Annotated in this window: 14 protein-coding genes and 1 pseudogene; 14 read left to right on the top strand and 1 reads right to left on the bottom strand. The window is 42.2% G+C overall.

The genetic code is table 11. The features are described from left to right. Positions 1–162: 162 nt before the first annotated feature. The 14 genes and pseudogenes from AACS90_RS06475 to hemB form a co-directional block, all read left to right on the top strand. A pseudogene (locus tag AACS90_RS06475) lies at positions 163–600 on the top strand (DeoR/GlpR family DNA-binding transcription regulator); the annotation flags it as partial. Between the two features lie 313 nt (positions 601–913). Then, positions 914–2,302, top strand: coding sequence for a GntP family permease (locus AACS90_RS06480; RefSeq protein WP_371635467.1), 1,389 nt, complete (start codon positions 914–916; stop codon positions 2,300–2,302). A gap of 183 nt (positions 2,303–2,485) precedes the next feature. After that, on the top strand, positions 2,486–3,865 hold the full coding sequence (locus tag AACS90_RS06485) for a GntP family permease (RefSeq protein WP_099122195.1): 1,380 nt from the start codon (positions 2,486–2,488) through the stop codon (positions 3,863–3,865). A gap of 248 nt (positions 3,866–4,113) precedes the next feature. Beyond that, complete coding sequence (udp, locus tag AACS90_RS06490; RefSeq protein ID WP_099122196.1) at positions 4,114–4,869, top strand: uridine phosphorylase; 756 nt, start codon at positions 4,114–4,116, stop codon at positions 4,867–4,869. A 171-nt stretch (positions 4,870–5,040) separates the two neighbouring features. Then, entirely contained in the window at positions 5,041–5,829 is a 789-nt protein-coding gene (locus AACS90_RS06495; RefSeq protein ID WP_099122197.1) for a tyrosine-protein phosphatase, read from the top strand. Between the two features lie 108 nt (positions 5,830–5,937). Next, positions 5,938–6,474 (top strand): DedA family protein, encoded by a 537-nt coding sequence (locus AACS90_RS06500; RefSeq protein ID WP_255712006.1) that lies wholly within the window; start codon positions 5,938–5,940, stop codon positions 6,472–6,474. Positions 6,475–6,602: 128 nt separating this feature from the next. Continuing rightward, positions 6,603–7,985, top strand: a complete 1,383-nt coding sequence (gene rmuC, locus AACS90_RS06505; RefSeq protein ID WP_099122198.1) for a DNA recombination protein RmuC — start codon at positions 6,603–6,605, stop codon at positions 7,983–7,985. Positions 7,986–8,183: 198 nt separating this feature from the next. Next, positions 8,184–8,939, top strand: coding sequence for a bifunctional demethylmenaquinone methyltransferase/2-methoxy-6-polyprenyl-1,4-benzoquinol methylase UbiE (gene ubiE / locus AACS90_RS06510; RefSeq protein ID WP_099111104.1), 756 nt, complete (start codon positions 8,184–8,186; stop codon positions 8,937–8,939). A 1-nt stretch (position 8,940) separates the two neighbouring features. Further along, complete coding sequence (ubiJ, locus tag AACS90_RS06515) at positions 8,941–9,594, top strand: ubiquinone biosynthesis protein UbiJ (protein WP_099122199.1); 654 nt, start codon at positions 8,941–8,943, stop codon at positions 9,592–9,594. Then, on the top strand, positions 9,581–11,209 hold the full coding sequence (ubiB, locus tag AACS90_RS06520) for a ubiquinone biosynthesis regulatory protein kinase UbiB (RefSeq protein WP_099122200.1): 1,629 nt from the start codon (positions 9,581–9,583) through the stop codon (positions 11,207–11,209). Before ubiJ ends, ubiB begins: the two co-directional genes overlap by 14 nt. Positions 11,210–11,319: 110 nt before the next feature. After that, positions 11,320–11,580 (top strand): twin-arginine translocase TatA/TatE family subunit, encoded by a 261-nt coding sequence (gene tatA, locus AACS90_RS06525; RefSeq protein WP_099122201.1) that lies wholly within the window; start codon positions 11,320–11,322, stop codon positions 11,578–11,580. A gap of 9 nt (positions 11,581–11,589) precedes the next feature. Then, complete coding sequence (gene tatB / locus AACS90_RS06530) at positions 11,590–11,973, top strand: Sec-independent protein translocase protein TatB (protein ID WP_099122202.1); 384 nt, start codon at positions 11,590–11,592, stop codon at positions 11,971–11,973. A 3-nt stretch (positions 11,974–11,976) separates the two neighbouring features. Further along, positions 11,977–12,756: a Sec-independent protein translocase subunit TatC gene (tatC, locus tag AACS90_RS06535; RefSeq protein ID WP_099122203.1), complete on the top strand. Its 780-nt coding sequence runs from the start codon at positions 11,977–11,979 to the stop codon at positions 12,754–12,756. Between the two features lie 131 nt (positions 12,757–12,887). Beyond that, on the top strand, positions 12,888–13,904 hold the full coding sequence (gene hemB, locus AACS90_RS06540) for a porphobilinogen synthase (protein ID WP_099122204.1): 1,017 nt from the start codon (positions 12,888–12,890) through the stop codon (positions 13,902–13,904). Positions 13,905–13,975: 71 nt separating this feature from the next. Here hemB and dxs read toward each other — a convergent pair whose 3' ends face one another. Further along, positions 13,976–15,841 carry a 1-deoxy-D-xylulose-5-phosphate synthase gene (dxs, locus tag AACS90_RS06545; protein WP_099122205.1) on the bottom strand — a complete coding sequence of 622 codons (1,866 nt, stop codon included), beginning with the start codon at positions 15,839–15,841 and terminating at the stop codon, positions 13,976–13,978. Between the last annotated feature and the right edge of the window lie 229 nt (positions 15,842–16,070).

The raw sequence follows: 16,070 nt of genomic DNA on the forward strand, positions 1-16,070 counted from the left end.
TTTGGACAATTTTTCTCATTTGACGCCGCTCATTGCGCGGAATTGGTGGTACGATGGCCATAACTCAGTCCTTCCTTTTTGTGTTTTTTTGGTTTTGCGGTTAAAAAGTTCGCAAAAATAGGACTGAGTTTCTTTGATTCGCCTACCATTTTGAAAAGCTATTTAGCAAAGCGTTTCAATTTGACTATTGTCACGAATGATTTTTCTATTACACAGTCTTTGATGGATAAGCCGCAGTTAAATCTCTTTCATACTGGAGGATTAGTCGATAAACGTAATTATTCTTGTGTTGGTAATAGTGCTGCGATGGTATTGCGTAATTTGAATATAGATATTGCATTTATTAGTACTAGCTCATGGGATCTTGAACATGGTGTTTCTACTCCTCACGAGGAAAAAGTTTTTGTAAAACAGACGTTATTGGAAATTTCACGTAGAAACATATTGATCTCAGATAGTAGCAAATATGGTAAGTATGGTATGTTTCGTGTTTGCTCACTTTCTAGTTTGAATGACATTATATGTGATGAAAAGTTACCATTGCTGATACAGCAGCAATTACATGAATTAAATGTAGAGTTACACATTGTCAATGTATAGACAATATAAAAAATAAATTATTAGAGTATTGTTTTAATTTGAATATATAATTGTACGTTATATTGATTAGTTCACATAACGTTAATTTTTACACCTTGATGTTTTATTTATAATGTTGGGTTAAATTTATTCTGATATATATTTATGGTTATCCAGTTAGTTACAGGTTGATAATGGTTAATTACTATTTTAGATAAAATAATTAGTATGTTAGGGATGATTTAATATGTGTTTTTTTTGATGATTGAAATTTATATTGACAGATTGTTTAATAATAATTTTTTCCTTCGCGTATGTTTCAGGATGAGGTTTTATTGTGTCAACTTATGTTCCAGTAATTGGATTGGGAGTATCTGTCTTCACTTTGGTTTTTTTAGTCTTACGCACCCGCATTCATGTATTAATTGCGATGTTAATTTCCGCAATAATTGCAGGAATTACAGGTGGGTTAACTATAACCAGCATTGTTGCTGTGATTGGTAAAGGATTCGGTTCAACTTTAGGTAGTACAGGTATTGTAATTGGGTTGGGCATAATGATAGGTAAGATATTAGAGGTTTCTGGGGCGATGGAAAAAATTGCCTATAGTTTGATAAATGTGTTGGGGAAAAAACGTGAAGAGTGGGCACTGGCAATCACAGGTTATATTGTCAGTATACCTATATTTGTCAACTCAGCTTTTGTCATTCTCTATCCTTTAGCAAATGCTTTGGCAAAGAAAGGAAAGAGGAACATATTGACGATGGGAGTCGCGTTGGCTGGAGGATTAGTGGTAACTCATCATGTTGTTCCTCCTACACCGGGACCTCTTGGTGTTGCTGGTATTTTCGGTGTGGATATAGGTGCAATGATGCTGATAGGTATGGCATTATCTCTTCCATGTGTTATTGGGATTACTTTTTATGCTAAATGGTTGGCAACTAAATATCCTGAATCTAATTTATTAGATGAAGAAAGAAATCTACAAGATTTGAGAGAAATTCACAAAAGTTATATAGAAAATAAAATAAACAAATCATTACCAAGTTTATCTAATTCAATTTTCCCTATTATTTTTCCGCTTTTATTAATTTTCATTAAAGCTATTAATTCATTAATTTTTGGTGGTGGTTCAGTTTCTGATCGAGAATTATATTTATATCTTCAGGTTTTTGATTTTCTAGGAGAGCCAATCATTGCTCTGGCAATTAGTGTACTATTAGCAAGTTATACTCTGATACCTAAAGTTAGCAAAGATGAAGTAACCGAGCATTTGGAAAATGGTTTAAAAATGGCCGGTATGATTCTTCTTGTGACTGGGGTCGGTGGATCTCTGGGGGCTGTATTACATGAAAGTAGAACGGGGGTAGTGTTGGCATCTTATATTGCTAACTTACCTATCACTCCAATTCTGATCCCATTCATTATTTCAACACTAATGCGTTTGGTTCAGGGATCTGGCACGGTAGCAATGATTACAGCAGCCTCTATTTCAGCACCTATAATTAGCCAACTTCCTGATATTAATATGTTAGTTGCTGCCTTAGCTGCGACAATGGGGTCATTATTCTTCGGTTACTTCAATGACAGCCTGTTCTGGATGGTTAACCGGATGATGGGTATTAAAGATGCAAAACAACAGATGATTGTCTGGTCAATTCCTACCACCATTGCATGGGGGATCGGGCTGTGTGGTATATTACTTCTTAATCTTATCATGTAGGTTATCGTGATGGCGCTCAAAAGAAGCGCCCTTCTTTTTCTCAAACTATCTAAATATCCCTTTGTTAACCTATACCAAGACATCAATTTCTAATAAGCCCATTTTGACACAACTTGTAACAAGGGCTTTGTCCAGCATACCATGCACCTTTCTCGCCAATAATACAGATTAAAACGGGGTTTTATGGTTGATTTTTACATTCCAGTTATTGGATTGGGAGTGGCGGTATTTTCGCTGATTTTTCTGGTTTTACGTACTCGTATTCATGTGCTTGTTGCTATGTTAATTGCTGCAGTTATTGCAGGAATATCGGGTGGCTTGAGTATGAGTCATGTTGTTGATGTTATTGCTAAAGGGTTTGGTACGACATTAGGTAACATTGGTATCGTGATTGGGCTGGGAAGCATGATGGGGCGGATATTGGAAGCCTCTGGTGCAACGGAGCAAATCGCCTATAGCCTGATTAAATGGCTGGGTAAAAGGCGCGAAGAGTGGGCACTCGCAATTACCGGCTATATTGTTAGTATTCCTATATTTGTTAATTCGGCTTTTATCATCCTTTATCCGCTGGTAAAGGCGTTAGCGAAGAAAGGTAAACGGAATGTATTAACGTTGGGTGTAGCACTGGCCGGTGGATTAGTGGTGACTCACCATATTGTTCCGCCAACGCCGGGGCCGCTTGGTGTGGCCGGAATATTTGGGGTAAGTGTCGGTAAGGTTATGCTGGTGGGGATGATACTGGCAATCCCGTGTGTTATTGGCATCACCTGTTATGCTAAATGGCTGGAGACTAAATACCCTGAATACCTGCTTGTGGAGGCAGAAGGAAATCTGCAAGAAATTCATCAGCAATATATGGAAGAAAAAGCCAGTAAGCCTTTACCGGGCCTCTTCATTTCCCTTTTACCTATCGTTGTACCTATCGTCCTTATTTTTACCAGCGTTATCAATGGACTGTTGTTAAAGACAGAGCTATTTTCCGGAAAGGATGATGATCTTTACTTTCAGGTTTTTAATTTCCTTGGGTCACCGATTATTGCTCTGGCGATAAGTGTATTACTGGCGATTTATAAACTTATGCCAAATGTCAGTAAACATGAGGTAATAGAACACTTAGAAACCGGTTTGCAGACGGTAGGGATCATTTTATTAGTATCGGGAGCCGGAGGAGCCCTAGGCGCTGTGTTAAATGAGGGTTCAACCGGGACAATAGTGGCACAATATGTTGCCAGTCTGCCGATCACGCCTGTTCTGATCCCTTTTATCATCGCCACGTTAATACGTATTATTCAGGGTTCAGGTACTGTCGCTATGATCACTGCAGCCTCTATTTCTGCACCGGTTATCAAACAGATACCAGATATTAATATGCTGGTTGCCGCTCAGGCTGCAATGGTGGGAACACTGTTTTTCAGCTATTTTAATGACTGTTTTTTCTGGGTCGTAAATAGGATGATGGGGGTAAAGGATGTGAAAAAACAGATAATCATTTGGTCCATTCCGACTACTATTGCGTGGGGAATCGGGTTGTGTGGAATATTACTCCTTAATTTCATCATGTAAGTGTTCCAATGGCGCTCAAAAAGGGCGCTTTTTGTGACTACTCTTCGAATATTGTTTCTATTTCAGCTTTATACTCACGGTGTTACCTATATACATTAAATTGTGATAACAATCACAATTTAATGTATGTGTTTCTTTTTTAATTCAATTAAATGTGACTTTAATCATTAAAAAGTGTCAGAGTATTTACTAGATTTAGGTATCTCCATTTTATTTGGATTTTGAATTATTTCCGTTGAGGGGCCAATATGTCTGATGTATTTCACTTAGGTATCACCAAAAATGACTTACAGGGTGCAACCCTGGCTATTGTTCCAGGCGATCCTGATCGTGTTGAGAAGATTGCAAGATTGATGGATAACCCGGTTCATCTGGCTTCCCATCGTGAATTTACAACATGGCGTGCTGAAATTGACGGTAAATCCGTTGTTGTCTGTTCGACGGGTATTGGTGGCCCATCAACGTCAATTGCGGTAGAAGAGTTGGCTCAACTAGGTGTGCGTACATTCCTGCGTATTGGTACAACTGGTGCAATTCAGGAAAATATTAACGTCGGTGATGTGCTGGTAACCACTGCGGCTGTTCGTTTAGATGGCGCCAGCCTGCATTTTGCTCCAATGGAGTTTCCGGCAGTGGCTGATTTTGAGTGTACTAATGCACTGTACGCTGCCGCGAAAGCATCAGGTACTACAACGCATGTTGGTGTGACAGCTTCTTCCGATACTTTCTATCCGGGACAGGAACGTTACGATACCTATTCTGGCCGCGTTGTTCGTCGTTTTCAGGGTTCAATGAAAGAGTGGCAGGAAATGGGCGTCATGAACTTTGAAATGGAATCAGCAACTCTATTAACAATGTGTGCAAGCCAGGGATTGCGTGCCGGAATGGTGGCTGGTGTGATCGTTAACCGTACCCAGCAGGAAATTCCCGATGTTGAATTGTTGAAAAAAACAGAAAGCAATGCCTTAAGTATTGTTGTTGATGCGGCTCGCCGTTTGTTGTAATTGTTGAAATTATGGGCCGGAATTCTCTGGCCCGATCACCTGAATTTTCCGTTTTCTTTACTTCCTTTCATTCTGAAATCTGATAATGTCATAACATTTTGTATTAAAGATGATTTGTCTCAGCCACAAACTGTCTCAATCGTGCATTAATTTCAATAAAAAAGAGTGATTATGACCACAACCACAACAGTTATATCTCATCCTTCATTACTCCCCTTAAATGGCGGTATTAACTTCCGCGATTTAGGTAACAGAACACTAAGTAACGGTTCTAAGATCAAATCAGGTCTGTTATTTCGTTCAGGCTCTCTGGATATGCTGACTGATAACGATCAGATTTTCTTGGCTGAACAGAACCTTTTCCAGATCATCGACTATCGTGATAGCAGTGAAATTATAGATAGGCCAGATCAGGTATGGAGTGGTGCGAGCTATCATCATGCTCCGGCTAACCCGCTTTCCAAAGAGGTTGATGCTAATTTCGACAAGCTAAGTCATGAGGCGCTGGAACAGTTTGACGCTAAAGATTTTATGTTGCGGTTATATCAATTGCTACCAATTAATAACCCGGCTTATAAGACATTAGCCAGTTTATTATTACAGCCGGAAAAAGGTGGAATTGTACAACATTGTGCTGTTGGTAAAGATAGAACAGGAATCGGTTCTGCTTTGGTATTGTTTGCTCTGGGAGCGGATCTGGATACCGTAATGGAAGACTATCTGGTAACTAATATTACTCTGACATCATTTCGGGAATATTTATTGAATAAATATGCAAAAAGTATGAGTGATAGTTTGGTTGAAAAAATGTCTTATGTATTTTCGGTCAGGGAAGAATTTTTAATGACGGCTCTGAACAGTATCAATCAGCACTATGGCAGTGTAGATATCTGGTTGGAGAAAGACGTTGGGCTTGATATGGCTGCTCGGGAAAAATTGCAGAACTATTTTCTTGAATAAACGTTTTCTCGAGTAAATACATTTTGTTAGCGTAAAGAAAAGCAAGGTTAGCACCAGTTTATTGATTTGCTGCTAACCTGAAGCTCAGTAAAGATTAACACAGGAAAGATGAATGTGAGCTTGCATGAAGTCGTTGAAGTAATTACTAATTTTGTAAAAAATCATGAAGCATGGGCAATCCCCATTATTTTTCTGCTCGCTTTTGGGGAATCCTTAGCATTTATATCTTTGTTATTGCCAGCCACGATCATTCTGCTAGGGTTAGGAGCGTTGATTGGTGAAAGCGGGTTAAATTTCTGGCCAATATGGATTGCAGCAGCAGTAGGCGCATTCTTTGGTGACTGGGTTTCTTATCTGTTTGGCTATCATTACAAAGAAAATGTCGGCCAGATGTGGCCTCTTTCACGTCATCCACAAACCTTAGTACGCGGGCATCAATTTTTTGAACGTTGGGGAATATGGGGGATTTTTATTGGTCGTTTTTTTGGCCCTTTAAGAGCCGCAGTTCCTTTGGTCGCAGGGATTTGCGCGATGCCACAACGTCATTTTCAACTGGCTAACTTTGCTTCTGCACTGATTTGGGCATTCGGTATTTTAGCGCCGGGTGCTTTCGGTATACGCTGGCTTGCAGAGTGGATGGGGTAATTGCGAGCCGCTTTGCAAACTGAAATAAATCCTGTAAACAATCTGGACATCTATACAGCCTCTATTTAACTTACATTAAGGTCAGTCATTGAGCACAGACGCTGGCGTAATGTGAGTGGGGTGTATAGATGGATATCCATTGGTTATATGTGTTAATTGGTGGTTTAAGTGGGTTATTGTGCGGGGGGATCTTTGTTTGGTTTTCTGTTCACCAGCGTATTCAGTACAAAGAAAGGGAGTTGCGTGAATTACACGGCCAGCTTGCTGTCAGCAATGAAAGGCTGGAACAGTCTCATTACTGGCGTACAGAGTGTGAACAATTAAATCAGGAGCTGCTTGCTCAGCGTGAAATCAACGGCATACAGGAAGCTGAATTACGTGAATTGAGTACCCGTCTTGAAGAGAGCAAGCTGGCAGCTGAAGAAAAACAGCGCCTTTTGATCAATAGTGAACAGCGCCTGAATGCCCAATTTGAAAATCTCGCCAATCGTATTTTTGAACAAAACCGCCGCCGTACAGATGAATATAGCCGCCAAAGTCTCAATGATCTGTTAATGCCTTTTCGTGAACAGCTGGAAGGGTTTCGTCGTCAGGTGCAGGATAGCTTTGGGCAGGAGGCTCGTGAACGCCATACGTTAGCTCATGAAATCCGTAACCTTCAGCAGCTTAATGCTCAAATGGCAAAAGAAGCGATCAATCTGACCAAGGCCCTGAAAGGAGATAATAAAATACAGGGTAACTGGGGTGAGATGATACTGACACGGGTTCTCGAAGCATCAGGTTTACGTGAGGGGCATGAGTTTCATACACAGGTCAATATTAAAACTGACAACAGCGAACGCTTTCAACCTGACATTATTGTGCATCTACCGCAAAGAAAAGATGTCATTATCGATGCCAAAATGTCACTGGTTGCCTATGAGCGCTATTTCAATAGTGATGATGAAATAGAGCAGGTTCAGGCATTACAGGAACATATTAACTCTATAAGAGGGCATATTCGGGGGCTAGGGCGTAAAAATTACCAGCAGTTACCGGGGTTACGGTCGTTGGATTATGTCCTGATGTTTATCCCGGTTGAAGCTGCTTATCTGGTTGCGCTCAATCAGGCTCCAGAAATACTCGATGAAGCGCTGAAACATAATATTATGCTGGTCAGCCCGTCAACACTATTAGTGGCTGTGCGCACGATCAATAATCTCTGGCGCTATGAATATCAAAGCCAGAATGCACGTTTGATTGCGGACAGGGCGGCCAGAATGTATGACAAAATGCGCTTATTCGTGGATGACATGCAGGGGTTAGGGCAAAGCCTCAGTAAAGCACAGGCAAGTTATCATCTTGCGATGAAAAAACTGGCGGAAGGAAAGGGGAATCTCATTAGCCAGGCAGAAGGTTTTCGCGATTTAGGAGTGGATATCAAACGCCCTATTGATTCACAGATTATTGATATACACAATGGATTTCAAGATGCGTCGCGGCGGCAAGGGAACTCATCCCCGGGAGCATAGATAACCTTATGTTTATAAAAACGGTGACTGGGGTGAGTGAGCGTAACCAACAAAGAGGCAACTTGAAAGACGATATGTATAAATTCTTCCAATCGTGACCAATCCATGAACATACCCAGTAGATTTTTCCGGATAGGGTTTTATCGGAAAGGCTGGTAAACTTGCTATAATTTTTTGAATGAAAAGCGGACAAAGAAAATGCCAGATCAATCTAAAGAAACCACACATTTTGGTTTCCGTACCGTAGCTAAAGACGAAAAAAAAGATATGGTGGCGGAAGTATTCCACTCCGTTGCAGCAAAATATGATTTGATGAATGATTTGATGTCATTTGGCATTCATCGTATTTGGAAGCGTTTCACTATTGATGCAAGTGGCGTCCGTCGTGGTCATAAAGTTCTCGATCTGGCTGGTGGAACAGGGGATCTGACAGCGAAATTCTCCCGTCTTGTTGGAGAGAAAGGCGAAGTTGTACTGGCAGATATTAATGATTCCATGCTGAAAGTTGGCCGGGAAAAATTGCGTGATAACGGTATTGTCGGTAATGTCAGCTATGTTCAGGCGAATGCGGAAGAATTGCCATTCCCGGATAACTATTTTGACTGCATTACTATTTCATTTGGCCTGCGTAATGTCACAGATAAAGATAAAGCCCTGCGCTCAATGTTCCGGGTTCTCAAACCGGGTGGGCGTTTACTGGTACTGGAATTCTCCAAACCCATACTGGCACCTCTGAGTAAGATTTATGACACCTATTCGTTTCATATTCTGCCACGAATTGGTCAGGCGGTTGTTAAGGATGCAGACAGCTACCGTTATCTGACTGAATCTATTCGTATGCATCCTGATCAGGAAACATTAAAAGGTATGATGGAAACTGCCGGTTTTGATCTGGTTTCCTATTCCAATATGACCGGTGGAATCGTTGCACTGCATAAAGGGTTTAAATTCTGACATGGAAACTCCCTCATTAAGCCATAGCGTGAATTCTACGGTGCTGTTTCCGGTTTTAACTGCCTTTCTGGAAACAACGCTGAATCACCTGCTGTATCGAGAAACGGTATTGAAATCAGCCCGTATGAGATTAGCGGGCAAAGTGCTTTCCATCGAACTGAAAGAAATTGAAATACCGCTGATACTGGTTTTCAGTGAAAAACAGGTCGATGTTTTGAGTCAGTGGTCAGAGTCTGCTGATTGTTCAATGAAAACCACATTACCAGCCCTGCTTAAATTACGTGATCGCCAATGCCTCTCATCTTTGATCAACAGCGGTGAAATTATTATTGAGGGAGATATGCAGGTTATTCAGCAGTGGTCGGCTCTGCTGGATATGCTGGAATGGGATCCGGCTCATTACCTTTCACCTTATGTTGGCGATATTGTGGCAGAAGGGTTCAATCGGGTAGTGAAAAATAGTATCCGGTTTGCCTGTAATACTGTCTCAAGGCAGAAAAACTACCTGAGTGAATCACTGACTGAAGAGTGGAAAATGGCACCTGGCGCTTTGGAATTGGCTTATTTCAGCGAAGAAGTTAGTGCTGTAGCCAATGAACTGTCTGACATGGAAAAACGTCTGGCAGCGATGGAGAAAAAATATGACGCCCAGTGAAATAAAGCGCCTCTATTTTATCATTAAAGTTTTCCTGACTTATGGATTGGATGAACTAATCCCAAAGATCCGTCTGACATGGCCATTGCGTTTTGGGCGCTATTTCCTGTTCTGGTTGCCTAACCGACACAAGGATAAACCATTAGGAGAACGTTTACGCCTGGCATTACAGGAGCTTGGGCCAGTATGGATTAAGCTTGGCCAGATGCTGTCTACCCGCCGTGATCTCTTTTCTCCTGCAATTGCTGATCAACTTTCTCTCTTGCAGGATCGCGTCGTTTCCTTTGATGGTGCCATTGCGCGTAAATCCATCGAAACCGCATTCGGCGGTGCTCTGGAAACGTGGTTTGAAGATTTTGAACAGCAACCTCTGGCTTCTGCCTCAATTGCTCAGGTACATACTGCGCGTTTGAAAGAGAACGGAAAAAATATTGTCATTAAAGTGATCCGCCCCGATATTTTGCCCGTGATAAAGGCGGATGTCCGTTTAATGTATCGTTTAGCGAATCTGGTTCCTTTATTACCCGATGGCCGTCGTCTGCGTCCGCTTGAAGTGGTTCGCGAATATGAAAAAACCTTGCTTGATGAGTTGAACCTGTTGCGGGAAGCTGCAAATGCTATTCAACTGCGGCGTAATTTTGAAAAGAGTCCGATGCTTTACGTACCGGAGGTTTATCCTGACTATTGTCGGGAAAACGTACTGGTGATGGAGCGTATCTATGGTATTCCTGTATCCGATGTTGCTGCATTAGAAGCACAGAATACCAATATGAAATTACTTGCTGAACGCGGTGTTCAAATCTTTTTTACCCAGGTATTCCGCGACAGCTTTTTTCATGCCGATATGCACCCGGGCAATATTTTTGTGAGCTATGAACGCCCGGAAGATCCTACTTATATCGGCATTGATTACGGTATTGTTGGCTCCCTGAATAAAGACGATAAGCGCTATCTGGCTGAAAACTTTATTGCTTTCTTTAATCGTGATTACCGTAAAGTTGCTGAGTTGCATGTGGATTCAGGCTGGGTTCCGGCAGACACTAATGTAGAAGATTTTGAGTTTGCCATCAGAACGGTATGTGAGCCTATTTTTGAAAAACCACTGGCAGATATTTCATTTGGTCATGTGTTGTTGAATCTTTTCAATACGGCCCGTCGTTTTAATATGGCAGTACAACCACAGCTCGTTTTATTGCAGAAAACACTATTGTATGTTGAAGGATTGGGACGGCAATTGTATCCACAGCTTGATTTATGGAAAACAGCAAAACCATTTCTGGAAGATTGGCTGCATGATCAGGTTGGTATTCCGGCTATCATGCGAGCGTTTAAAGAGAAAGCGCCCTATTGGGCGGAAAAACTGCCGGAACTTCCTGAATTGGTTTATGGCACACTGCAACAACATAAACGTTTGCAAACCAGCATTGATCAGATATCACTGCAGTTAAAACAACAACGACATAATCAGCAGAAACCCCTTTACTTACTCGGGATTGGTGCAACACTGTTTATCTGTGGCGGTTTGTTTTTTGTTTCTAATTTAGTCCATCTAGCATCAGGGTTAATTGGAGCAGGAACAATATCGTGGCTACTGGGCTGGTTTAAACTGAAATAGCGGCTTCTTGACATGATTACGTTCTGGCTTGGTTACGGTATTTTCGAACATAAGATTCGTAGATTATAATAAAAGAATTAATGTTTCCCACGAACATGAGGTAGATCAGTATGGGTGGTATAGGTATTTGGCAATTGCTTATTATTGCTGCCATTGTTGTCTTGGTGTTCGGCACTAATAAACTACGAACTTTGGGTTCAGATTTGGGTGAGTCGATAAAAGGCTTCAAAAAAGCGATGAGTGATGATGAAAAATCAGATCAGGCAGAAAAAAATAGCCATGATGCTGATTTTGAAACTAAAAACCTCACTGATAAGCCTACGACTGAGCAATCTGAAAAATCAGAGAGTAAAAACAAAGAAAAAGAGTAGGTATAAACCGTGTTTGACATTGGTTTTAGTGAACTGCTATTAGTGCTGGTGCTTGGTCTGATTGTTCTGGGGCCTGAGCGTTTACCTATTGCAGTCAGAACAGTGGCTGGCTGGATTCGGGTATTACGCTCACTGGCGACAAATGTCCAGAATGAACTTACAAAAGAATTAAAATTACAGGAGCTTCAGGACAGCCTGAAAAAAATGGAAGAAAAGGCAGATTTACAATCTCTCTCTCCAGAATTACAGGCATCAATGGATAAACTGAGGGAAGCTGCTGAATCGCTGAAAGAGTCTTATCAGCTGACTCCCGAAGAAGCTAAAGAGCTGGAAGAAGATGAAACACACTTTCATCCTCCTGTATCTGATAAAAAATCCAATAGTGAACGCTAAAACATGTCGATGGACGATACTCAACCTCTTATCAGTCACCTGATTGAACTCCGTAAGCGGATTCTGAATAGCCTGATTACTGTGCTGGTTGTTTTTCTGGCGCTGGTTTATTTTTCTAACGATATTTATCGGCTCATTGCTGCACCCTTAATGGAGCAACTCCCTGTGGGAGCAAATATGATTGCGACAGATGTCGCATCGCCTTTTTTTACACCAATCAAATTGACCATTATGGTATCCGTTTTTGTTTCGGCTCCGATGATCTTATATCAGGTATGGGCATTTATTGCGCCGGCACTGTATAAGCATGAACGGCGTTTGATTGTGCCATTACTGTTTTCCAGTAGTGTCTTATTCTACTTGGGGATGATTTTTGCCTACTTTGTGGTATTTCCCCTCGTGTTTGGTTTTTTTACCAAAACTGTTCCCACTGGAGTCATGATTGCGACGGATATCAGTAATTATCTGAGTTTCGTTATGGCGCTTTTCATGGCATTTGGTGTTTCATTTGAAGTGCCGATAGCGATTATCCTGCTGTGCTGGAGTGGGGTAGTGACTCCTGAGTCATTAAAAAGAAAACGTCCTTATATTTTGGTGGGAGCATTTGTGGTAGGAATGTTACTCACACCACCTGACGTTTTCTCGCAAACTTTGTTGGCTGTTCCCATGTATTTGTTGTTTGAGCTGGGGGTATTTTTGTCACAGTTTTATGTGGGAAAGCGCAAATTACATGAAACTGAAAATGGCTCTGAACGTGAGACAGACGGTAACCCGAAAAAATAATCAGCCATCAGATAGTCGTGATTATTGCTACAAACTTAAGGGGTTAAGCTTAGTAGTATTAAAAACAATAGTTCGTAATGGCAAAATTAGCCCAGTGTAATCCTGCTGGGTTTTATATTAGGAGAGCAGTAATGAGCTATGCATTTCCAGGTACGTTTCCTGGCCGTCGTATGCGCCGTGTACGCCGCCATGATTTTTCCCGCCGTTTAGTCGCTGAAAATCAACTCACTGTTAATGACTTAATCTATCCGGTGTTCGTGATGGAAGGTACTAATCAGCGTCAGGAAGTGCCTTCCATGCCGGGAGTATATCGTTTGACAACCGATCTTCTGCTGAAAGAAGCCGAAGAGATTGCCCGATTGGGTATCCCTGTTTTGTCTCTGTTTCCGGTTATTGAATCCGATAAAAAATCACTGGACGCGAAAGAAGCTTATAATCCGGATGGTTTGATTCAACGCTCTATCCGTGCACTGAAAGATGCGGTTCCTGAATTGGGGTTACTGACCGATGTGGCGCTGGATCCTTTTACAACACATGGGCAGGATGGGGTTATTGATCAGGATGGTTATGTTATCAACGATATTACCAAAGAAATTTTGGTCAAACAGGCGTTATCTCATGCTGAAGCAGGGGCTGAAATCGTTGCACCAAGCGATATGATGGATGGGCGTATTGGGGCGATTCGCGAACAACTTGAGAATGACGGGCATGTAAACACGCAGATTATGGCTTATTCTGCCAAATATGCTTCCTGCTATTACGGACCGTTCCGTGATGCGATAGGCTCCAGCGCTAATCTGAAAGGTGGCAACAAGATGACCTATCAGATGGATCCGGCAAACAGTGATGAAGCATTGCAGGAAATTGCACAGGATCTACAGGAAGGGGCTGATAGCGTGATGGTAAAACCCGGGATGCCTTATCTGGATGTGATCCGCAGAGTAAAAGATACTTTCGGTGTACCGACATTTGCTTATCAGGTATCCGGTGAATATGCGATGCATATGGCTGCTATTCAGAACGGTTGGCTGAAAGAACAACCTGCAATTATGGAATCGTTACTCTGTTTTAAACGGGCAGGGGCTGATGGGATCCTGACTTACTTTGCCAAACGTGCGGCGCAATGGTTGCATGAGCAAAAGAGCTAATATTTTTTAAACAAAAATAGCTAAGAAGTAAAACGGATGAATAATAGAAAATATTCATCCGTTATGACAATTTATTGCTTAAGGTGTTTTTCGATAGCGTTTAAAATGCCAGCGGAATCTAACCCTAAATCGGAATGAAGTTCTGCCTGTGTGCCCTGAGGTATAAAGTAATCAGGTAACCCGAGGTTTAACACTGAAACTGAGTTCCCTGTTTGCATCAACAGTTCATTAACTCCACTGCCTGCACCACCCATGATGGCATTTTCTTCCAGCGTTACCAGCAAATCATGTCGGGAAGCCATCTCCAGAACCAGTTCTTTATCAAGTGGTTTGACAAAACGCATATCAACAACGGTTGCATTCAGGGATTCAGCAGCCTGTAGTGCGTTTGGCAGTAATGTACCAAAGTTCAGAATGGCAATTTTCTCTCCCTGACGGCGGATAATCCCTTTGCCAATGGGTAATATTTCCAGTGGCTGAAGCTCTGCGCCTGTGCCCGCACCGCGAGGATAGCGAACAGCAGCTGGACCGTCTTGATACTGGTAGCCGGTATGCAACATTTGTCGACATTCATTTTCATCACTTGGTGCCATAATAACCATATTGGGAATACAGCGCAGGAATGAAAGATCAAAGGCACCCTGATGGGTCTGCCCATCAGCACCAACAATGCCACCCCGATCGATAGCAAACAGAACAGGTAAGTTCTGGATGGCCACATCATGGATGAGCTGATCATAAGCACGTTGCAGGAAAGTCGAGTAAATCGCAACAACAGGCTTATATCCCCCAATTGCCAGACCTGCTGCAAATGTCACAGCGTGTTGTTCAGCAATGGCAACATCAAAGTATTGCTCTGGATATTCACGGGAGAAACGCACCATACCTGAGCCTTCTCTCATAGCGGGCGTGATCGCCATAAGTTTTTTGTCAGTGGCAGCTTCTTCGCATAACCACTCGCCAAAAATTTTCGAGAATGTCGGGCGGGTATCTGAGCTTTTTGGCAGAGAACCTGTTGAAGGATCAAATTTAGGAACCGCGTGCCAACTGATAGGATCTTTTTCCGCAGGAGCATATCCACGGCCTTTTTTGGTCATGATATGCAGAAATTGTGGCCCTTTCAGATCACGCATGTTTTTCAGTGTCTGAGTGAGTGCCAGTACGTCATGACCATCAACAGGGCCGATATAGTTAAACCCAAGCTCTTCGAACAGCGTTCCGGGAACAACCATACCTTTGAGGTGTTCTTCAGTTTTTTTCAGCAGTTCTTTGATAGGAGGCAGACCGGAAAAGACTTTTTTGCCGCTTTCGCGCAGAGTCGTATACAACTTACCGGAAAGAAGCTGTGCCAGATGGTTGTTCAGTGCGCCAACGTTCTCAGATATCGACATTTCATTGTCATTAAGAATGACGAGCATATCGGGATCGATATCTCCTGCATGGTTCATGGCCTCAAAAGCCATACCTGCGGTAATGGCGCCATCACCAATCACACAAACTGTTTTGCGGCCTTTATCTTCATGTTTTGCCGCAATCGCCATACCTAAACCAGCGCTGATTGAGGTTGATGAGTGCCCGACACAAAGCGTGTCATATTCACTCTCATTCCTCCACGGGAAAGGATGGAGGCCATTTTTCTGGCGGATAGTGTTGATACGGTCACGGCGTCCGGTCAGAATTTTATGTGGATAAGCCTGATGACCGACATCCCAGACTAAATTGTCGAAGGGTGTCTTATATACATAATGGAGTGCGACGGTTAATTCGATAGTTCCAAGGCCGGAAGCGAAGTGGCCGCTGGAGCGACTGACACTGTTTAGCAAAAATTGGCGCAGTTCATCGCATAACTTTGGCAACGTGTCTTTAGGTAGCAGGCGAAGCTCTTCAGGGGTTTCCGCCAATGCCAATGTTGGATATTTCGCTATATCAATGCTCATGCTATGCCTGTTAAAATGCTATGCACGTTATATCCTTTGTCTTTCAAGTTGCCTCTTTGTTGGCTAAGCTCATTCGCCCCGGTCACCGTTTTTATAAACATACGGTTATCTATGCTCCCGTGTCTCATTCTCTTGCCGCCGTGATGGCACTCGAAATCCCTTGGATATATAAATTGAAGATTAAGAACCCTGATATTATTAGCATGTAATTGCGGGGGTTCTCCCAAGA

This window comes from Xenorhabdus sp. KK7.4, from assembly GCF_963876465.1.
In the GTDB taxonomy this organism is placed as follows: Bacteria; Pseudomonadota; Gammaproteobacteria; order Enterobacterales; family Enterobacteriaceae; genus Xenorhabdus; species Xenorhabdus stockiae.